This is a genomic window from Flavobacteriaceae bacterium (assembly GCA_003443635.1).
Classification (GTDB): Bacteria; Bacteroidota; Bacteroidia; order Flavobacteriales; family Flavobacteriaceae; genus AU392.
This window is the reverse complement of the sequence record CP031964.1, coordinates 1304019-1326662: the sequence shown is the minus strand read 5'-3', so window position 1 is coordinate 1326662 and position 22644 is coordinate 1304019. Positions and strand designations below refer to the sequence as shown.

The 22644-nt window shown below is 30.9% G+C and carries 18 protein-coding genes; 10 read left to right on the top strand and 8 right to left on the bottom strand.

The window, feature by feature from the left end; translation table 11 throughout:
• Positions 1-80 precede the first annotated feature (80 nt).
• Positions 81-1109, top strand: a complete 1029-nt coding sequence (locus D1817_06010) for an acetamidase (protein ID AXT19436.1) — start codon at positions 81-83, stop codon at positions 1107-1109.
• Positions 1110-1227: 118 nt separating this feature from the next.
• On the opposite strand, the gene D1817_06005 is transcribed toward D1817_06010, so the two are convergent.
• Positions 1228-1902: a peptidase M15 gene (locus D1817_06005; protein ID AXT21238.1), complete on the bottom strand. Its 675-nt coding sequence runs from the start codon at positions 1900-1902 to the stop codon at positions 1228-1230.
• Between the two features lie 44 nt (positions 1903-1946).
• Here D1817_06005 and D1817_06000 point away from each other — a divergent pair, with 44 nt between their 5' ends.
• From D1817_06000 to D1817_05960, 9 genes are all read left to right on the top strand, one after another.
• A complete protein-coding gene (locus D1817_06000; protein ID AXT19435.1) occupies positions 1947-2549 on the top strand; it encodes an alpha-ketoglutarate-dependent dioxygenase AlkB in 603 nt (200 codons plus the stop codon).
• Between the two features lie 703 nt (positions 2550-3252).
• The gene (locus D1817_05995; protein AXT19434.1) at positions 3253-4179 is read left to right on the top strand and encodes an alpha/beta hydrolase; all 927 of its coding nucleotides are present in this window, start codon (positions 3253-3255) and stop codon (positions 4177-4179) included.
• Between the two features lie 262 nt (positions 4180-4441).
• Positions 4442-5302 carry an SPFH domain-containing protein gene (locus tag D1817_05990; protein ID AXT19433.1) on the top strand — a complete coding sequence of 287 codons (861 nt, stop codon included), beginning with the start codon at positions 4442-4444 and terminating at the stop codon, positions 5300-5302.
• A gap of 351 nt (positions 5303-5653) precedes the next feature.
• Positions 5654-6160, top strand: coding sequence for a DUF1648 domain-containing protein (locus D1817_05985; GenBank protein ID AXT19432.1), 507 nt, complete (start codon positions 5654-5656; stop codon positions 6158-6160).
• Positions 6157-7092, top strand: coding sequence for an alpha/beta hydrolase (locus D1817_05980; GenBank protein ID AXT19431.1), 936 nt, complete (start codon positions 6157-6159; stop codon positions 7090-7092). Before D1817_05985 ends, D1817_05980 begins: the two co-directional genes overlap by 4 nt.
• A gap of 1 nt (position 7093) precedes the next feature.
• Positions 7094-7270 (top strand): Arc family DNA-binding protein, encoded by a 177-nt coding sequence (locus D1817_05975; GenBank protein ID AXT19430.1) that lies wholly within the window; start codon positions 7094-7096, stop codon positions 7268-7270.
• Positions 7271-7309: 39 nt separating this feature from the next.
• Complete coding sequence (locus tag D1817_05970) at positions 7310-9529, top strand: hydrolase (protein ID AXT19429.1); 2220 nt, start codon at positions 7310-7312, stop codon at positions 9527-9529.
• A gap of 7 nt (positions 9530-9536) precedes the next feature.
• A complete protein-coding gene (locus D1817_05965; GenBank protein ID AXT19428.1) occupies positions 9537-10799 on the top strand; it encodes a DUF819 family protein in 1263 nt (420 codons plus the stop codon).
• A gap of 48 nt (positions 10800-10847) precedes the next feature.
• Complete coding sequence (locus D1817_05960) at positions 10848-11558, top strand: DUF4369 domain-containing protein (protein AXT19427.1); 711 nt, start codon at positions 10848-10850, stop codon at positions 11556-11558.
• A gap of 59 nt (positions 11559-11617) precedes the next feature.
• Here D1817_05960 and D1817_05955 read toward each other — a convergent pair whose 3' ends face one another.
• The 7 genes from D1817_05955 to D1817_05925 form a co-directional block, all read right to left on the bottom strand.
• Positions 11618-11884: a hypothetical protein gene (locus D1817_05955; protein AXT19426.1), complete on the bottom strand. Its 267-nt coding sequence runs from the start codon at positions 11882-11884 to the stop codon at positions 11618-11620.
• Positions 11885-11921: 37 nt separating this feature from the next.
• On the bottom strand, positions 11922-12893 hold the full coding sequence (locus D1817_05950) for a mannose-6-phosphate isomerase (protein ID AXT19425.1): 972 nt from the start codon (positions 12891-12893) through the stop codon (positions 11922-11924).
• Positions 12893-13303 (bottom strand): 6-carboxytetrahydropterin synthase, encoded by a 411-nt coding sequence (locus D1817_05945; GenBank protein ID AXT19424.1) that lies wholly within the window; start codon positions 13301-13303, stop codon positions 12893-12895. The genes D1817_05950 and D1817_05945 overlap by 1 nt, the downstream gene beginning before the upstream one ends.
• Positions 13304-13822 (bottom strand): isopentenyl-diphosphate Delta-isomerase, encoded by a 519-nt coding sequence (locus D1817_05940; GenBank protein ID AXT19423.1) that lies wholly within the window; start codon positions 13820-13822, stop codon positions 13304-13306.
• Positions 13823-13929: 107 nt separating this feature from the next.
• Complete coding sequence (locus D1817_05935; GenBank protein AXT19422.1) at positions 13930-15894, bottom strand: flagellar motor protein MotB; 1965 nt, start codon at positions 15892-15894, stop codon at positions 13930-13932.
• A gap of 27 nt (positions 15895-15921) precedes the next feature.
• Positions 15922-16857 (bottom strand): type IX secretion system membrane protein PorP/SprF, encoded by a 936-nt coding sequence (locus D1817_05930; protein AXT19421.1) that lies wholly within the window; start codon positions 16855-16857, stop codon positions 15922-15924.
• A gap of 57 nt (positions 16858-16914) precedes the next feature.
• Positions 16915-22524: a DUF11 domain-containing protein gene (locus D1817_05925; protein ID AXT19420.1), complete on the bottom strand. Its 5610-nt coding sequence runs from the start codon at positions 22522-22524 to the stop codon at positions 16915-16917.
• Between the last annotated feature and the right edge of the window lie 120 nt (positions 22525-22644).

Genomic DNA, 22644 nt, shown 5'->3' with positions numbered 1-22644 from the left:
TGAGCAAAGTAGTAGGCAATTGAAATTTAAAGAACTTATAATCATAAATTCAATTTATAACACATAACACAACCGATAAAATGAAAAAAGCCAATATAATTTTAAGCTTTGCAATACTTATCATCGCATACAATTGTAAAGAACAACCACAAGAAATTACAATAGAAAATGAAATAGAAGAGATCGCTGCTTCAGAACCTCAAATACAATACACATTAACTACAGAGCAAACGCATAACAAATTTAGTAATACTATTGAACCTGTATTAACAGTACAATCGGGTGCAGTAATTGAAGCGTTTACTGAGGAAGCTAGTGATGGACAATTTAATTTAAATTCTACTATCGAAGCTCTAGACTCTTTAGATTTTGAGCCTATTCATCCACTAACTGGACCTGTATATGTTGAAGATGCACAACCCGGTGATGTACTTAAAGTGACACTTCATAAAATAGAATTAGGGGATTGGGGTTGGAATGCTATTTTACCAGGTTTTGGATTTTTAGTAGATGATATCGATGTCAAATATTTAAAGCTATACGAATTAGGGAAAGATAAAACTTCAGTAACTTTTAAAGATGACATCAAATTGCAGTTAAATCCATTTCCAGGAGTTATGGGAGTGGCACCAGATACTAATGAATTATTAAGTACTATTCCACCACGTGCCAATGGTGGCAATATGGATGATCCTAACATGAATGAAGGTACTGTAATGTATTTTCCCGTATTTGTTGAAGGCGGTTTATTCTCAATTGGAGATGGACACGCAGTACAAGGCTTAGGGGAAGTCTGTGGCACTGCTATTGAAACACCACTACGAATCGTCTATGAAATTGAATTACTAAAAGATAAGTCTATTAAAGAACCACAATACGAAACCGAAGAGTATTATGCCACAACAGGTTTCGCTCCTACACTTGATGAAGCTGCTAAAAAAGCAACCTTATATATGGTTAACTATTTAGAAAACGAACACGGATTAGCTACTGACGAAGCTTATGCGCTATGCTCATTAGCAGGGGATTTACAAATTGCCGAAGTGGTCGATTTACCTAATATGCTTGTTACGATGCATATATCAAAATCTGTATTGAATTTAGAGTAATCTTTATATATTCTAGAGTTTAATTTTCTTATTATATGAATTAGGCAGAAATATAAACTAAATCTTCAAACACAAATTTTAAGAGAATACATAATAGGAAAAATTAACTCTTATTAAGTTATTCTTCAACTATAAAATCAAAATATGTATCTGGAAAGGGCTCATTTATTAAAGTAAAATGCCACCATTCTTTTGAATAACTTTTAAATCCGTGTTTATTCATTACAGATTTAAGTAATAATCTATTTTCACGTTGCTTCTTAGTAACATGTTCGTGGTATACCCATGATTCTTTTCCAAAAAAGTCATAAGAACTCCCCATATCTACTTCTTCTTCAGTATCTATTCTTATTAACGTTAGATCCAACGTACTTCCTTTTGTATGACCAGAATGTGATGCAATATACCCTTCTTTAAACAAGTTTTCTTTTTCCACATTAGGGTAGTAATTATGCTTCATTAAAGTATCATTTAAATCCGAAGCCCAGCGTACAAAATGATTTACAGCTTGTTGAGGGCGATATGCATCATATATTTTTATCGAATAACCATAGCTTAACAATTCTTGTTGTACCTTCTTTAAAGCTTTAGTAGCTTCTCTAGACAATATCCCTTTACCAGAATGGTAACCATCTATAGGTTTACCTACAAAATTTTCTGAAGTAGCGTAGCGTAGTTCTACCCTTGCCGTTGGAATAACTTCTTTAACATAAACAAAACCAGCTGGCAATGTGTTTTCAGATTGAGAAAACCCAAGATATGAGATCAGTAAAAAAAATATTAACCCTTTCATTTTCATATTAATAGCGATTGGCTAAATTATAATAAATTTACAAAATGGAATTATTTTCTCTTTCAGAACCCATAAATATCGATATACGTAACGCTTCTCTTATATATTATCCTAATTTTTTCAATTTAGAAGTCTCCAATTCATATTTTAAAACACTTTTTGAAACCATAAAATGGCAGCAAGATAATATCACTATTTTTGGAAAAACGTATAAACAACCTAGGTTAACAGCTCTATATGGGGATAACAATAAATCTTACAGTTATTCTAACATTACAATGCAGCCTCATATATTTACCAAAGAATTGAAGATTATTAAAACTGAAATTGAAAAAATAACACAACATAATTTTACAACTTGCTTATTAAACCTTTACAGAAATGGTAATGATAGTAATGGTTGGCATTCTGATGATGAAAAAGAATTAGGGATGAATCCGACAATAGCATCCATAAGCTTTGGAGCAGAACGCGTATTTCAATTAAAGCATAAAACTGATAAAAATTTAAAACACAAACTCATTCTAAAACATGGAAGCTTATTAATTATGAAAGGGACAACTCAAGAATTTTGGAAACATCAAATACCAAAAACAAAAAAAGAGGTTAAACCACGAATTAATTTAACGTTCAGGTATATAAAATAAAAAGTCGAGATCCCTCAATCTCGACTTTTCTTAATTTGCTTTATTTTTTATGTTTAAAGATTTAGGGTTACTAAGATCAACAACATAAGCAAATATTAATTAATTAATCCATTGAACTAAAAACTATTTTTTTAGTACACTTCAAATGTAAAAGATAAATTCAATGTATCGTTAAAAAACATTATTTATTCGACGAAATACACTTTTTTTTAACATTTAACGACGTAAATAAGCAAATCATCGATGAAATGCATCTGTATTTTCATTTATACTAAATAGTTTTGAAAAAAAAAGAGAGAGGGAAATCTAGAGAATTTACAAAAAAGAGAGAGGTTTAGGCTCTCTCTTTTTCTAAATAAAAAGGGGTTAAAGTATCTTAGCTGCCTACAGGGTAGACAACGCATTACTAAGATACTTATCTATAAACTCCTTGAAGTTCTAAATATAAAATTATATGAATACACTTACAAATAAAATGTTAAAAAATAAGTGTTAAAATTTTAAATATTATTCAAAAACACTCAAGAATTATTATTGAATATTCATTTTTATTTTTCTAAATAATTAGTGTATTACAATTTTTGAGTTAAATTAAATCTATTATTAACTATAAATTAAAGACGAATTGGTTAATATATTACGTTATAAATTATAACATTTGTATTTAGTATAAAAAAATAACTTTCATTAAACATAAATTAAAATGAAATTTAAAATACAGTTTTTACTATTTTTATTTAGTATAACATTATTTTCTCAAGAATTAAATTTTACTACTCAAGAAGTACCTATAAACGTATACATAGATGGTACATTATTAATTCCTAACGCTATAGAAAAACCAAATCTTGTTATTATTATTGCAGGCTCTGGACCTACAGATAGAAATGGAAATCAAAACTTTGCAAAAAATAATTCTTTAAAAAAACTGGCTCAAGGGCTATCAAATTCTGGCATTGCTACTTTTAGATATGATAAACGTGTGGTTAAACAAATTAAAAAAAGAAATGTCGATCCAAACATACTTTTTGATGATTTTGTAACCGATGCAATTTCAGTATTAAAATATTTTAAAACCGAAAATAAGTATAACAAAATTTATATAGCTGGACATAGTCAAGGTAGTTTAATTGGTATGTTATCTGCCAAAGAAGGTGCAGATGGCTATATCTCAATAGCTGGTGCTGGAAATACAATAGATATGATTATTTTAGATCAAATTAGCTCAAGTGCCCCAGTTTTCACAAAAGATAGCAAGCGTATATTCTCCATTTTAAAAGAAGGAAAAACTACTGATGATTATCCTCCTCCGTTAGCTTCTATATTTAATAAAGATATTCAATTATTTATGGCAAATTGGATGCAGTATAATCCGCAAGAAGAAATAAAAAAGTTAAATATGCCAATTTTAATAATTAATGGAACTAAAGATTTACAAGTCCCTATAGAGGAAGCAAATTTATTAAAAAATGCCAATCCTGATTCTGAGTTTTTAATTATTGAAAATATGAATCATGTTCTTGTACCCATAAAAGGTAATGATAATCTAGAAAATTCAAAATCTTATAATGAACCACTAAGAGCTCTTTCTCCAGAACTTATAGAAGGGATTATAAAATTCGTTAAATAAGCAATTATGTAATATCATTAAAAATTTAAATTAATTTTTTTAGTAACTAAAAAAAAGCATCTTCCAAAAGGAGATGCTTTTTTTACTAACTAACCAACCAAAAATATAATCTCTATCTTATTTAAGAAAAATAAGTATGAAAATTATAATATATAATATACAAGTACTATGCCAAAAAAATATTTAATGTAAAATTTTGTAATATCATTTATTTTTATATATCTTTATGATATCAATTTAATATCATTATAAATTTAAACTTATGAAAGAAGAGAAGATTATTATTCCAGCAAACGGTTACTTAATGCTATTTGTGTTCCTTGTATTATTTTTTGGAACTATTGCAGCTGCTATTTTCACAAAGAATCCTGAATTTGTTTTATTTCTGCCTATTCCAATTTTAATAGCTCCAGGTTTTGTAATGGTACAACCAAACAATTCTAGAGTTCTCTTGTTATTTGGAAAATATGTAGGCACTATTAATAAAAATGGGTTTTATTGGGTAAATCCATTCTATAGCAAAAAGAAGATTTCGTTAAGGGCAAGTAATTTTGATAGCGAACGCTTAAAAGTAAATGATAAACTTGGTAACCCTATAATGATTAGCACCATATTAGTTTGGCGAGTACAAGATACTTACAAAGCTGCTTTTGATGTAGATAACTACGAAAACTTTGTTCGTGTACAAACAGATGCAGCAGTACGAAAATTAGCAAGCATGTATCCTTACGATAATTTTGCTGATGAAGGTCATGCAGAAGATATTACGCTTCGCTCTAGTGTAAATGAGGTAAGTGAAGCATTAGAAAAAGAAATTGACGAACGCCTTTCTATAGCAGGTATTGAAGTTCTGGAAGCTCGTATAGGTTATTTAGCTTATGCTCAGGAAATCGCAAATGCTATGTTAAAACGTCAACAGGCTACTGCTATTGTTGCTGCACGACATAAAATTGTTGAAGGTGCAGTAAGTATGGTAGAAATGGCTTTAGAAGAGCTTGGTAAAAAAGAAATTGTTGATTTAGATGAAGAGCGTAAAGCAGCAATGGTAAGTAACCTTATGGTAATTCTTTGTGGGGATAAAGATGCTTCACCAGTTTTAAATACTGGTACTTTAAATCAATAATATGAAAAAAGATAAAAGCATGGGGTTAGGAGTTTGAATAGCAATTGGAACTGCGTTAGGTTCAAGTTTTGGAGTGATTTTGGGAGTGGTTTTTGATAATATTGGTCTAGGTATTGCATTAGGAACTTCTTTAGGTAGTGGAATTGGAATGCTTATTTCTATCTTTTTTAAATCAACAAAAAAATAATAATCAATGAAAGAATATAAAACTATAACACCTAAGCTAGGTTTTAGAAATAGAGTTCAGAATCTTGAAGAATTGCTTAATATTCATGCAAGAGAAGGTTGGATATTTAAATATATGAATCAAGCACAAAACTTAATTATACTTGAACGAGATAAAAACAGGTAATGAATGCTAATAGACCTAAAATAAATGTTCCTTTTCAATCTATAGATATTCTAATAGAATTACTTTCTATTACACTACTTCTATTAATGTGGATTTATCTTATTTTAGAATATCAAAGTTTACCAGAGATTATCGCATCACATTTTAATGCTAATGGAAAAGCAGATGGTTTTTCAAATAAACTAACACTATGGTTATTACCTATAATTTCGACAATAATTTATATAGGTTTGTTTATTTTAAATAAATTTCCTCACATTCATAATTATATGGTAAATATTACTGAAGATAATGCTCTTAATAATTATAGGTTTAGCACAAAAGTTTTACGGATTACTAATTTTTTAAGTGCTTCATTATTTACTTATTTAGTGTATTCAGAAATTCAATTTTCAAAAGGAAAGGTAGAATCGTTAGGGTCTTGGTTCCTTCCTATTGTTATAGGAGTAAGTATTATACTTCCTATTATTCTAATAATATATCAACGTAAAATTAATAAGTTATGAAACACAATATTTTTACACTACTATTTCTGACAATTAGTTTTTCATTTGCACAAAATACCATTACGTCAGAAGATATTCTTATAACGAATGATAGTATTAAACTTCCAGGTACATTAACTTATAATGAAGACCTTGAAAAACAATCTTTAATTATTTTTGTTCCAGGGTCTGGAAATCCAAATAGAAATGGGAATCAACCCCAACTAGGAGTTAAAGGCAGTTATATAAAACAACTTTCTTCCATATTAAATAGTAAAGGTTTTGCATTTTTTAGATATGACAAAAGAAACGTTACACAAGACAATGTAAAATATCTTCTTAAATCTTATGAGTTTTCAGATTTAGTTAGCGATGTGAGTACAATCATCAATAACTTTAAAAATGACAAACGATTTAATAATATTACATTAATTGGCCATAGTCAAGGTTCTTTAGTTGCCATGATGGCTATAAATAATGTTATTGATAAGTATATTTCTTTAGCTGGGTTAGGAGAATCTGCAGACAAAACTATTGTGAGGCAAATTACGGCTCAAGATTCAAGTTTTGGAAAGATTGCTAAAGCTCATATAGACGAGTTAAAATTAACAGGAACTATAAAAGAGGTAAATCCAGCACTTATATCATTATTTGCAGCACAAAACCATCAATTTTTAAGTAGTTATTTTAAATTAGACCCTCAAGAGGAAATAAAAAAATTAACACTCCCTATTTTAATTTTAAATGGGACTAAAGATCTCCAGGTTAAAGAAAAAGATGCTTATAATTTACATAATGCAAATCCAAAATCTAAATTAGTAATGATAAAAGATATGAATCACGTATTAAAAACAATTACTAAAGAAGAAGATAATTTAAAATCTTATACATCTCCAGATTTTCCATTATCAGAAGAATTAATTACTATTATTGAGGCATTTATAAAACAATAAAATGGCAAAAAAGAAAGCTTTCGCTTTGCGAATAAATGAAGAGATGCTCAAAGCCATCGAAAAATGGGCTGCAGATGAATTTCGTAGCACTAATGGTCAGATTGAGTGGATGCTAATGCAATACTTAAAAAAAGAGAATAGAGCTCCTAAAGATTCTAAAAAAAATCCTAAAATTTAGTATTATTTAATAACTTATAGATTATTCGCTTTACTTTTAATGGCAATAACCAACACGTCATTGAAACACTTTTTATCACTAATAATATTATTTACAGTTTGTTTTAGTTTTTCTCAATCAAAAAATAAAACAGTTCAAGTAAAATATATTACACAATCTATTACCATAGATGCAGATTTAAATGAAAAAGTCTGGTCTCAAACTGAGCCTGCTACAAATTTTTGGCAGTATTTTCCAACAGACTCTTTACAAGCACAACAACAAGTAGAGATCCGTATGCTTTTTGATGATCGTTACTTATATGTAGGAATAAAAGTGAATGCGGCTGGTAAAGATTATATTATTCCTTCTCTAAGGCGTGATTTTAGAGCTCGAGGCAATGATAATATTAATTTGCTTTTTGATACATTTAACGATGGTACTAATGCATTCTTTTTTGGCACCAATCCATATGGTGTTCGCCGAGAAGCTTTAATTTCTGGTGGGGGCGGAAGAGGTGGAGGATTTAATACCGCTTGGGATACTAAATGGATTGGTGACACTAAAATTTATGATGGGTATTACATCTCCGAATTGCGAATCCCGCTTTCTGCTTTTAAATATAAAGAAGGTGAAACCAAGTGGCGTTTTAACAGTTATCATTTCGACACTCAATCAAACGAACAAAATACTTGGATTAATATTCCTCAAAATCAATCTATATTCAGTTTAGCATTTATGGGAGATATGATTTTTGAGCGTCCTTTAGGAAAATCTAAATCTCCCATTTCTTTAATCCCTTTTGTGAGTGGAAATGTTGGGAAAGATTTTGAAACAGATATATCTTCTTCCGACTTTAAAATTGGTGGAGACGCGAAGTTTACAGTTGGTAATAGTTTAAACTTAGATCTCACAGTAAATCCTGACTTTTCACAAGTAGAAGTAGACCAACAAGTTACTAATCTCACACGTTTTGAAGTATCTCTTCCAGAACGAAGGCAATTTTTTATTGAGAATAGTGATTTATTTGGAGATTTTGGAGATAATAGAGATGCAAATCCTTTTTTTTCCAGACGTATTGGAATTGCTAACGATATTAATGGTAATAATATAGAAAATGATATTATTGCAGGAGCGCGATTAAGTGGAAAGCTAACCAACAATCTTCGTATTGGTGTTTTAAATGTTCAGACTGCCGAAGATCGAACTAACGAAATTCCTACAACAAATAATGCCGTAATTGCTTTACAACAAAAAGTATTTAGTCGTTCAAATGTCAGTTTTATATTTATAAATAAACAACCAACGAAAGATGATAGTTTCATTGCTGAAGAAGATCGTTTTAATCGTCTTATCGGATTGGATTATAATTTAGCCTCTGCAGATAATACATGGGTCGGTAAATATTTTTTTCATAAATCGTTTTCCCCAAATGTAAGTACTAATGATTTCTCTTCTGGAATATCCACAGAATATAATAATAGATATTATAATATTAGGTTAAGTGGTCTTTATGTGGGTGATAATTTTAGATCTGAATTAGGTTTTATTAGACGAAGAGATATTTTACGTATAGATCCACAAATACAGAGATCTTTCTGGCCTAAATCTGGTAAAGCACAACGGCATCGTTTATCAGTAACGCCACAGTTTATATGGCGACCCGAATTGGATTTTCAAAACTCCGATTATAATATTATGACTCGTTGGCAAACGACTTATCAAAATAATTCTGAAATTGAATTTACGTTATCTAATCGGTTTACATTTTTATTTGATGACTTTGACCCTACTGGAACACCGGGTGCTATACCATTACCTGGAAACGAAGGGTACACATACTCCAATTTTGAAATTAGTTATCGTTCAGACAGACGCCAAGCTTTTTCTTATAATATAAGCCCCTCTTATGGCGAATTTTTTAATGGCACACGATTTTCAGTTCGAGCTGATTTAACTTGGCGTATTCAACCTTATTTTTCAGGATCTGCTCAAATAAATTTTGATGAGATTAATTTACCAGATCCTTTTCCAAATGCTTCAATTATATTAATTGGTCCAAGGTTAGATTTTACATTTACTAAAAATTTGTTTTGGGCCACCTTTATTCAATATAGTAATCAACGTGACAATTTTAGCGTAAACACACGCTTACAATGGCGTTTTGCACCTTTGTCTGATCTGTTTATTGTTTATAACGATAATTATTTTACTGGAGATATTTTTGCACCTAGATTTAGATCACTAAATTTAAAGCTCACGTATTGGTTAAATATTTAAATTAATTATGGAAAATCAGCCTATTATTACAAACGATGCAATTGTTTTTGGAATCCTAATGCTAGCATTGGGTTTTGTTTTTTATACAGAATCAAAAAAAGAAGGATTTTGGTCTAAATTTTATAAATATGTGCCAGGTTTATTAATGTGTTATTTAATTCCTGCTATATTTAATTCTGTAGGGCTTATCTCTGACGGAATCTCGCAAACTTATTTTATAGCCAGTCGTTATTTATTACCAGCATCTCTAGTGCTTTTAACACTTAGTATAGATTTAAAAGCCATTTTTAATTTGGGGTGGAGAGCTTTAGTAATGTTTTTTACAGGCACAATTGGGATTATAATTGGTGGACCAATAGCTATATTATTAATTTCAATATTTTCACCTGAAACAGTTGGAGGTGTTGGGCCTGATGCTGTATGGAGGGGATTATCTACTATTGCTGGAAGTTGGATTGGTGGCGGTGCAAATCAGGCAGCAATGTTAGAAATATATGAGTTTAATCCTGAGAAATATGGAGGTATGGTGTTAGTAGATATTGTAGTTGCTAACATATGGATGGCAATTATTTTATTAGGTATTGGCAAACGCAAGAAGATTGATAAATGGCTAAAAGCAGATAATACTGCTATTGACAATTTACAAAACAAAGTACAAACTTTTACTGAAAAAATTACTCGTAATCCAAGCTTAACCGATTTAATAATAATTTTAGCCATTGCTTTTGGTACTGTTGGCGTGGCTCATTTTGGATCTGATGTTATTTCTAATTATTTAAAGAGTTTTGATATTATAAGCAATCCTAAAAGCGCTTTATCTTCTTTTGGAAGTGGTTTCTTTTGGTTAATCACAATTGCCACTTTAATTGGTATTTTACTATCCTTTACTAAAGCTAAAAATTATGAAGGAGTTGGTGCTAGTAAAATAGGGAGTGTTTTTATTTACATATTGGTAGCAACTATAGGGATGAAAATGGATTTGGGCCAAATATTTGATAACCCTGGACTAATTTTCATAGGAATAGTTTGGATGACCATCCATGCAGTACTATTAATTGTAATTGCGAAACTCATAAAAGCGCCTTACTTCTTTTTAGCAGTAGGCAGTCAAGCCAATGTAGGTGGTGCCGCATCTGCACCAGTAGTCGCAGCTGCATTTCACCCATCTTTAGCAACTGTAGGCGCTCTTTTAGCTGTTTTTGGATATGTTGTAGGTACTTATGGTGCAATAATATGTGCAGAAGTTATGAAAATAGCTGCTGCTGGTTAGTATTTAAAAAATAATTATAAGATATTTGCTCGCATAATTTTTTATTAAATGAAAAGGATTTTTAGTTTATTATTATTTACACTTCTTATATACTCTTGTACAAAGGATACTTCAAATGTAACTGTAAAAGGATCTATTGATGGTTTAAAAAAAGGAACTTTATATCTTCAAAAAATACAGGACACCTTATTAGTTAAATTAGATTCTATTTCTATTAACGGTAATAATTCAAATTTTGAATTACATACAAATATAGAAGAACCTGAAGTTTTATATTTAGTTTTAGATGACAATAGTAAAGAACAAGAAAGCATTTCTTTTTTTGCTAATAAAGGAATTACAGAAATAAACACTTCTCTTAAACGTTTTGTTAATGCCACTATTAAAGGTTCTACACAGCAACAGAAACTAGAAGAGTTTTATAATGTAATTACAAGATACAACAATCAAAATTTAGAGTTAATAAAAAAGCGTTTTGAAGCAGAGAGAGATGGCGACACTATTACTCTTGATTCTATAAATATAAAGTCCAGATCTATATTAAAACGAAAATATTTATATGCTGTAAATTTTGCTATAAACAATAAGAATAATCAAGTTGCCCCATACATTGCATTATCTGAAATTTATGATGCTAACATTAAATATTTAGACACTATTTATAATGTTTTACCTGATTCAATTTCTGGATCTAAATATGGCAAAGCATTAAACAAATTTATTAAAGAACGAAAAGAGTTTGAAACTCAAAATCAATAAATAAAAAAAGCCAACTTTTTATTAAGTTGGCTTTTTTTATAATATATAAACTCTATAAATTATAGTTTATTGATTTTTTCAATTAATGCACGTCCTCTATTTTCAAGTTCTTGATTAATAGCTTTAAAATGTGATTTCTTATTTTCCACAGTTCTATCATTAACCTTTTCAATTAAATCATCAAATGTAGCTATGGCTTCATCAATAATTGCTTCGCTTTTTTTAGTATCCTTATCTGTGTTAGAATACTCCCAGATATAAACAGCTTCAATTATGTCTCCAAGTACATAATTAATATCTTTTTTTAGGTTTCTTATGTTTCCCATTTTTTATTAAATTTAATTTGCGCAAAACTACGTAATTTTAAACATATACTTCTAAAAGTTTTGTATTCTTTCCACTTAAACTAAACGTTTTAAGTGCCGCTGGTAATAATATTGTTTCTCCTTCACATATTGTTTCCATACCATTTGATGTATGGATTTTAGCTTCTCCAGCAACACACATATAAATTAAAAACGAATCTTGATTGTTTTGTTTTTCAATTTTTGAATCTAAATCAAGGTAATTAGTTGTAAAATAATTACAGCTTACCATTTTATTAAATTCATTTTTAGTTTTTGAATATTGTACTCTACAGTTATCTTTCATGCTAAAATCAATAGCATCAATCGCTAAATCATTATGCAATTCTCTAGAATTTCCTTTATCATCCACTCTATCCCAATCATAGATTCTATATGTGACATCGCTAGTTTGTTGAATTTCTGCTAACAATACTCCAGCCCCAATGGCATGTACACAACCTGTTTCTATAAAATATGCATCTCCTGAAGTAACTTTATCAAAATTTAAAATCTTAGTTAGTGATTTTTCTTTTAAATGCCTTAAATATGTTTCTGAAGTTATTTTTTGATTAAACCCTACTATTAAATTTGAATTTGTATCAGCCTGCATCACATACCACATTTCAGTTTTACCGAAAGAATTATGACGTTCCGCTGCCAATTTATTATCAGGATGTAATTGTATAGATAAATTTTCTTTTGCGTCTATAAATTTGATTAAAAGTGGAAATCTTTCGCCAAATATTTTATAATTTTTTTTACCTATTAAATTTTCTTTATAAGTTCCTAAAAGATCTTTCAAAGATTGTCCTCTTAAATGACCATTACTAACTATTGAAATATCTCCTTTTACATCGCTTATTTCCCAGCTTTCTCCAACATTTGGGGAGTCGCTAACTTTATTTAGCAAACTATTTAACTTTCTACCTCCCCAAATCTTATTCTTTAAAATAGGTGTAAATTTTATAGGGTAAAGTAGCTCTGACATTATTCTCCTGAGTATTTTACAAAATTACGAGGAGTTTCGTAAAGTGTGATTTCTAAATCTAAATGAGATGCCAACTTAGATTTGAGCTTATCATAAATAACAACTACAATATTTTCTGCAGTTGGATTTAAATTTTGAAATTCAGGAACTTCTATATTTAAGTTTTTATGATCAAAAGCATCTTCAACCTCAGATTTAATAAGATCTTTTAAAACTTTAATATCTATAACATATCCTGTTTCTTTATCTATCTCTCCTGTTACACTGGCTATAAGTTCATAATTATGCCCATGAAAATTTGGATTACTACATTTATCAAATACAGCTTCGTTTTTATCATCACTCCAGTCTTTACGATATAATCTATGAGCTGCGTTAAAATGAGCTCTTCTACTAACTGTAACCCTCATTTATTTTATATTAATGTATTCATAAAATTTATCGAATATAATTTTAAACCATTCAGTATATATTTCTGGAGATATCTCTATATCATTTTTAACGGCTTCTAACGGCATCCATTTCCAATCTGCAACCTCTACACTATTAATAACAGGTTCATTATTATAATGTCCTATTAATACATGATCATACTCGTGCTCAGTTAAACCATTATCAAAAGGTGCTTTATAAATAAATGAAATAGATTCTTTTAATTCAGTTACAAAACCCATTTCTTCCTGTAACCTACGTTTTCCTGCTTCGATATTACTCTCTCCATCACGCTGATGGCTACAACATGTATTTGTCCATAGAGCAGGTGAGTGATATTTACTTAATGCACGTTGCTGTAACATTAACTCATTATTATCGTTAAAAATAAATACTGAAAATGCCCTGTGCAACACTGCTTTTTCATGAGCTTCAAGTTTTGGCATTAAACCAATTTGCTCATTATTTTCATTTACAAGGATTACTTGTTCTTCCATAGATAACAAAAATACCACGTTAAACCATAAAATAATAATAATCATTTCATAAAATAAAAAAAGAGCGCCTTAAAGGCGCTCTTTTTTTACTGATTAATAGCCACTATTTAATCTTTTATTACAATAAACTCACTTCTTCTATTTATATCATGCTCTTCATCGCTACATTCAATATCATCAGCACATTTATTTAATAATTGAGTTTCTCCATAACCATTTCCTGTAATTCTATCTGAAGAAATCTCACCTTTATTTATAATATACTCTATTGTAGATGCATTTCTTCTTTTAGATAATCTAAGGTTAAATTTTTCAGACCCTCTACTATCTGTATGAGATCTAACATCTATTTTAACACTAGGGTTTTCTCTTAAAAATTCGATAATTTTAGTTAATTCAATCTCAGCATCAGGGCGAATTGCATCATCGTTATAATCAAAATAGATTTGATCTAAGTTTAATAATTTAAAAAGATCTGCTCCTAAGATTGGTGTTAATTTTAAGTTTACTGGTAATGTTGATCCTGATTTTGGATTAACTGTAAATGTGTCTTCATTACCGATAAATCTTTCTTTTTCGACAGTTATTTTATATGTGTTTTCTTTTAAACAGTCTATTTCAAAAGTAAAATCTCCATTAGCGTCAGAAGTTAGGTTAAAAACTGTATTAGAATTTGTTGTATTTGAAACAACTATCGTTGCATTTGAAACGGCTTTACCTGTTTTTTCATTAACAACTTTTCCTGTTACTTCTGTAGTACATTCAAATCGTAATGACTCTAATTCTTTTAAAGTATAAATATCATCACTTCCAACACCTCCATCTCTATTAGATGTAAAATAGCCTAAATCTGTATCATTGTTTATTACAAAAGCAAAGTCGTCTTTCTCTCCATTAATTGGTCTTCCTACGTTAAAAATCTTATCTGTCGCACTGGCTGGATATTCAGGGTTTTCAGGGTTTAGCATTACAAATACATCTAAACCTCCTAGGCCTAAGTGACCATCTGATGAAAAGTATAAATCACCTTTTTTACTTATAAACGGAAACGTATCTCTTCCTTCTGTATTAATTTTATTGCCCAAGTTTTTGGGAGCACCATATGTGCCATCATCATTAATATCAACAACATATATATCACTTAATCCAACTCCTCCAGGCATATCTGAAGCAAAATACAATTTCTTCTCATCTGAAGATAATGAAGGATGAGCTACAGAATATTCCGTATTGTTAAATGGTAATTCTATAATGTTACCCCAGGTGCTATCTACTTTTGTAGACTTATACAACTTTAGTCTAATAATTCCTGTTCTATCTTTTTGATACCCTTCATCATAACTATTACGAGTAAAATACATTGTATTTCCATCTCTAGTTACGATAGCTGTAGATTCGTTGTATTTACTATTAAAATCTCCTTTTAGTTTTTTTGCATCAATCAGATTTCCATTTTCATCTACTTGAGCAGAAAATAATTCTAAAAAAGGTAATCCTGTCCAAGTATGACTTCTTTTAACATGAACTCCTTTATCTCTTGCTGATGAAAATAAAATATTTTTGTCTCCATAATTAGCTGCGAAATCTGAATATGGTGTATTAATTGATGCTAGATTTGTTTCATAGCGTCCCGATTGTTTTTCTATTTTTTTCAAATAGTCAATATCATATTTAAGAGAAGCTGCTCTAGAATCGTCTGAATTTAGCTCTGCTAGACGCTCTAGCCATAAATCTGCTTTATCATACTCTCCTTTAGCTTTTAGGGCTTGAGAGTATCTAAAATAATATTCTCCTTTTATTAAAGATCTGTCTTGCATAAATAATGTATCATACCATTTTACAGCATTTTGCATATCTGCATTTTCATAATATGAATCTGCCAGATTAGCAAATAAGTCTGTTGATCTTTCATCATTATCAAGTGCTTCAAGATAAACTTTGATTGCTTCATCATAAGCATACTTCTTAAACAGTGTATTTCCTTTTTCTATTGCTTTACTATTCTGTGCATCTGTAAATACAGATACCAGTATAAGTAGGCTTAATAGGAATGTATTTTTTATGGCTTTCATAATTAAATGGGGTAATAGTTAGTATTTTTAAAAGAATCTCGGTGAAACAACACCACTCTTACGTGATTTAAATTCAAATCGTAAAAAGATTTCATGCGATCCACTATTAAAATTATTTAATGTAGTAACTGTTCTATCATAAGCATAACCAATCATAAGTTCGTCAGAAACTTGAAACCCTGCTAAAGCACTTACTGATGCTCCCCACCTATAAGCTACACCAGCGGTAAATTTTTCGTTATATAAAAAGTTAGCAGAAAAATCAGCTTGTAGTGGAGCTCCGCTTACAGCTTTAAATAATGTTGCTGGCTTAAATTTTATATATCTATGGATATCAAACACATAACCTGCAATTAAATAATGATTTACTCTATCTTTAGCTAAAAATGATCTGTTTGTATTAGATGATTCATCAAAGTATTCTGTTTGAAGTAATGATGGCGCCGAATACCCTACATAAAACTTATCTGTACTATAGTATACTCCTACGCCGATATTAGGTGAAAATTGATTATCAACATTACTTCCATTGGCAAAATTATTATCAAAACTACTTTCTGGATTTAATCTACTAAAATCAATATTCAGTAATCTCACTCCTCCTTTAAGTCCAAAGGCTAATTTTGCATGGGCTGATGTATTAATAGTATATGAGAAATCAATATCAACAAAAGTTTCATCTACAATAAAAATATCATCTCTTACAATAGACACTCCTAATCCTAATTTTTCATTTCGTAATGGAGTATGACCTGCAAGTGTAAATGTACGAGGTGCGCCTTCTAAACCAACCCACTGGGTTCTATATAAACTATTTAAACTCAATGCTCCTCTAGACCCTGCATAAGCTGGATTTATAGTTGATGTATTATAAATATATTGAGTATACTGAGCATCTTGTTGCGCATAAGATACCGACACAAGTGTCAGTAAGAACAGTATTATAATTGAAGATTTTTTCATTTTTTTATAATTTTAATTCAAAGGGGATTTCTTTTCTAAAAATATTTTTAATTGTATTTATCGTGTTATATATAATGGCCCTGCCTGACTTTCTGTTCTACCATCTATTTCATAAGTTACTACATAGTAATACACTCCTGCAGGTAATTCTTCATTTGTTCTAATTGTAGCTCTTCCATCTGATCTTCCACTAAAAAATGGACCTAAATGGTATCTACCTTGACTAAATACTTCAACTCCCCATCTATTAAAGATTTTTACATTATTATTAGGGAAATTTTGTAAGCCTTCTACTCTAAATACATCGTTTACACCATCTCCATTTGGAGAAATTCCATCAAAAACTACTATGCCACTAGATTGAGGTGTTAGTATTGTTACTGTCGGGTCGTCAGTTGGGTCTCCATTTGTATTTCCGTTACTATCAGGGGTTTCTACCGTTTCATTTCCTGCATCAGATATATCTGAAATAGTATTCGCCTCTAAATCTTCTCCATTTACTATCGCACTATTTTCTACAAATCTTTGATCTACATCTAATTGAGTAATTGTATAAGTAGCAGTAGCAACTCCTACTTCTCCAGGTTCTAGTGAATTTGGAGTAATTATCAATGCTGTTGAGTTTGTTAATGCATCATCAATTGTAATATTAGTTATCGTAACATTTCCTGAATTTAAAACACTAAATGTATAGGTAATCACATCACCTACAGTACCTGTGCCTGCAACATTTGCTGTTTTTGTTAAAGTTAATTCTGGATTTGCAGTAATTAAAACATCTGTAGTATCATCATCTGTGTTACCATCTGTATCATCTCCGTCATCACTTACATCATTCACTGTAACATTTGTAAATGGTTCATCACCACTAACTAGTACACTATTTGTAACTCCGCCAGCTTGAACATCACTTTGAGTAATTGTGTAAGTTGCTGTATAAGTTGCAACTTCTCCTGCTAACAAATTGCCTTCTAAACTTCCTAAATCTGCATTTACAAAACTTGGGCCTGAATCTAAATTCAATGTATTTCCATCAACATCTAATAATGTATCTATTAGTGCCACATTATTTAAAGTTAGATCACCTGTATTAGTTATTGTTATTGTATAAGTAATTAAATCTCCTGCTCCTAGTTCTCCATTTCCATTATCAGTAACTACAGCAGTTTTTTCTGCTTCAATACTTGCAGTAAGAGGCACTCTAATTACTGTTGGATCATCAGTTGGGTCACTATTAGTATTACCATTTCCATCTGGAGTTTCAATGTTTTCATCACCAGCATCAGACACATCTGTTATATCATTACCTGCTGGATTCTGACCAGTTACCGTTGCACTATTTTGCACAAATCCTGCATCTATATCTGTTTGTGTTATTATATATGTAGCTGTAGCTATTCCAACATCATTAGGAAATAAAGTACTTGGATTCAAAACAATAACATTTACACCTGTAGATCCTGTTAATACATCGTCTATTGTTACATTTGTAATAGTTTGATTTCCTGTGTTTTCTACCCTAAATGTATATGTTATTTCATCACCAACTAACCCTGCTCCAGTAACCACACCCGTTTTTGTTAGAGTGAGATCAGAATTTTGATTTAAAATTACTACAGTTGGATCATCAGTCGGATCTCCATTTGTATTATCATTACCATCTGGTGTTTCTATTGTTTCATCTCCTGCATCAGATATATCTGTTACATTAATTCCATCAGGATCTTGACCAGTAACTGTTGCACTATTCTCAATAAAACCTCGATCTAAATCTGCTTGTGTTATTATATATGTAGCTGTTGCTGTTCCTATTTCTCCTGGAGCTAATGTACTAGGATTTATCACTAATGTATTTACACCTACTGATCCTGTTAGTACATCTTCAACAGTAATATTATTTATAGCTATATTTCCTGTATTCTGTACTGTAAATGTGTAAATAATATCATCTCCTATTGCTCCAGATCTACTTATTTGCGCTGTTTTAGTTAAAGTTAACCCTGGATTTGAAGGTAGTAAAATAACCGTTGGATCATTGGTTGTATCTCCATCTGTACCTCCATTTCCATCTGGTGTTTCTACTGCTTCATCTCCTGCATCAGATACATCTGTTACATCAATTCCTGCATCATCTTGACCAGTTACTGTTGCACTATTCTCTACAAAACCTGCATTTATATCTGCTTGTGTTATTGTATAACGAGCAGTTACTGTACCTGTTTCTCCTGGAGCTAATGTACTAGGTGTTACTAGCAATCCTACAGAACCTGTTAGTGGATCGTCTATTGTTACATTATTAATCGTTACATTTCCTGTATTCTCTACATTAAATGTATATTCTATTTCGTCTCCTGCAATTACACCTCCTAATAAAACTCCTGTTTTTGTCAAGGTTAATTCTGGGGCTGACAATAAAATAACCGTTGGATCATTGGTTGTATCTCCATCTGTACCTCCATTTCCATCTGGTGTTTCTACTGCTTCATCTCCTGCATCAGATATATCTGTTACATCTATCCCATCAGGATCTTGCCCAGTTACTGTAGCACTATTCTCTACAAAACTTGCATCTATATTTGCTTGTGTTATTGTATAACGAGCAGTTACTGTGCCTGTTTCTCCTGGAGCTAATGTACTTGGTGCTACTGGCAACCCTACAGAACCTGTTAATGGATCATCTATTATTATATTATCGATAGTTACATCTCCAGTGTTTTCTACACTAAACGTATACTCTATCTCATCTCCTACAATTACTCCTCCTAACAAAACTCCTGTTTTTGTTAAAGTTAATTCTGGATTTTGTTGTAGTATGATTACCGTTGGATCATTAGTTGTATCTCCATCTGTGCCTCCATTACCATCTGGTGTTTCTACTGTTTCATCTCCTGCATCAGAAATATCTGTTACATCAATTCCTGCACCATCTTGACCAGTTACTGTTGCACTATTCTCTACAAAACCTGCATCTATATTTGCTTGTATTATTGTATAAGTCGCTGTTGCTGTACCTGTTTCTCCTGGAGCTAGCGTACTCGGTGTTATTACCAACCCTACAGAGCCCGTTAACGGATCATCTATTATAACATTATTAATCGTTACATTTCCTGTATTCTCTACACTAAATGTATAAGTAATTACGTCTCCCAAAATTCCTGTTCCACCTATAACTCCTGTTTTTGTTAAAGTTAATTCTGGAACTGGAGGAATTATTGTTACTGTTGGATCATCATCTGTATCTCCATCTGCATCATCTCCATCATCAGCAGTATCATTTACCATAACTCCGGCTGGAGTATCTCCCATTGCTGTTACTCTATTAATAACTCCTCCTGCATTTACATCAGCTTGTGTTATTGTATAAGTTGCCGTATAATTTGCTATTTCTCCAATTAATAAATCTCCTTCAGCACTTCCTTGATCAGCACTCACAAATGTTGGTCCAGAATCTAAAGCTAATAATCCTCCTCCCAATCTTTGAAAGAAATCTGATAAAATTATATTGTTTAATACTACATTACCTGTATTCTCTACAGTGATTGTGTAAGTAATTATATCATTTGCGCCTAATATACCATCTCCATCGTCTGTAATAGCTGCTGTTTTTTGTGCATCTAAAGCTGGCGATTCTACTGTTAAAATAGCGCTTGGTTGTTCATTAACACAAATATTATCTGGGTGATTTACAATAACTCTATATACATTTCCATTATCTGTTGACGGAACTGCAGTAAGAACTAATGTAGGGTTCGTTTCTCCTGGTATATCTGTAAAACCAGAGCCTGAGTCTACTTGCCATTGATATGTTATACTCGTAGATACATCAGATGCTGGTGGAATATTAAAATTTGGAACACCTCCACTAAATGTTGTTGTACTTATCGCACTTGCTACAACACTAAATGTTACATTATTTCCTGCAATAACAACTTGATTAACGGGAGCTACATCTATAGTCACTTGTACTGCTGTTACTACATTAACATTTGTTCCTATCGTATAATCTATTCCAGTTACATTAACAGTTCCATTTGGGTTTACTTGTCCAGCTCCAATAACTCCGCCAAATGTACCATCTCCATTTGTATCTGCATTTGCAATATTATAAGCTTCGTTAGCATCTGGACAATTATCATTATCTGAATCTACATCTAAATGGTTTGGTATTGCATCTCCATCAGTATCTATCGGATTTCCACTTACACCATTACCATCTATACCACTATCTTCTGCTGCATCTGGAATACCGTTAGCTCCAACTACTCCATCTATTTGACCATCATCATTTCCATCTAAGATATCATTACCTATTTCTACAACATCGTAAATGCCATCATTATCGCTATCTAAATCTAAATGATTTGGAACTCCATCTCCATCAAGGTCATAAACATCTGGAATACCATCATTATTTGTATCTGTATAATCTGTTGTTCCTCCCAGACCACCATTTCCATCATCACTATTATCTCTATAATTAGGAATACCATCATTATCTTCATCTCCATCGGGATCATTTCCTCCGCTTTCAACTAAATCAGTTATGCCATCATTATCATCATCTAAATCTGTAACATCATCAATACCATCAGCATCTGCATCTCCTAAAACTGTAATTTCTAAAACAGCTGTATTAGAAGTTGCTCCTAATGCATCTTCTACTCTAAAATTAACATTCGCATTTCCAATATAACTAGTAGCTGGCGTAAAAATTACGTTCCCTAAATTATCAATAGTATAAGTTCCAACCCCCACAATTATTAATGGCGTTCCAACTACACCTACATTAGTGGGATCATTTGGATCTATTAATGCTACAGTTGCTGAATCTATATTTCCTTCGATATCTGAAGATCCAATTAATACATTAATGGCAGAATTGCCTGTTGAATTTTCTAAAACTGTATTTCCGATATTATTAATCACTATTGGTGCATTATTTACAGTTACAGTATTAGGATTAGCGAAATTAACTTCTCCTAAAAAGCTTACTGAATTCTGTCTTAATCCTCCACTTATTGATCTTCCATTTTTAAATCTTACAGTACTTACATTAGTATAAGTAACAGCCACTACAAATTCAGTATTTGCTACATCAATACCTGCTGCAAAATCTGCATCACTTTGAAAACGTGTAAAGTTTCCATTGGTAGAAACTACTAATTCAGAAGCTGGAGTAGTCTCTAAAGTATAACTATCTGGAACTACTACTTCAAAAAACTCATCTCCATCTACATCTATAGCTTCTAATGTAAAAGAATCTAAAGGAATAGAAGTTCCATCACTAATAGCTGTTGCAGTACCTGATTGAACAAATATTAATTCCCATTCAACAAAACCACCTGCTGCGGTTGTTGTTGTAGAAGGTTCAAAACGATTCTCAACTCCTAATGTTGAATCAACATTATTAACAGTTATATTATTAATATCAATAATTGTTAATAAAGCATCTGCATTACTTCCTGTACCATTAACATTAATCTGAACATCTCTATAAAGGTATCTTGCTCCAACTTGAAGGTCAGTGCCAGATATTAATTCAGGCACTCCTGCCGGATTTGGAAAAATTGGAGTTGATTGTGAAAAAATATTAAAAGAACTAAATATTAAACTTATAGTGATAAGTACTTTCAGTTTTTGAGTAATTATTTGATTAATAATTTTCATGATATTGTTGGGTATAGTTTTACTTAATAGCTTAGTTTTATATTTTTAATCAAAAATCGATAAAGTGTTCATTTTTATCGATTAACGACAAATGTAATGTAATTTTTTACTCTCACAACA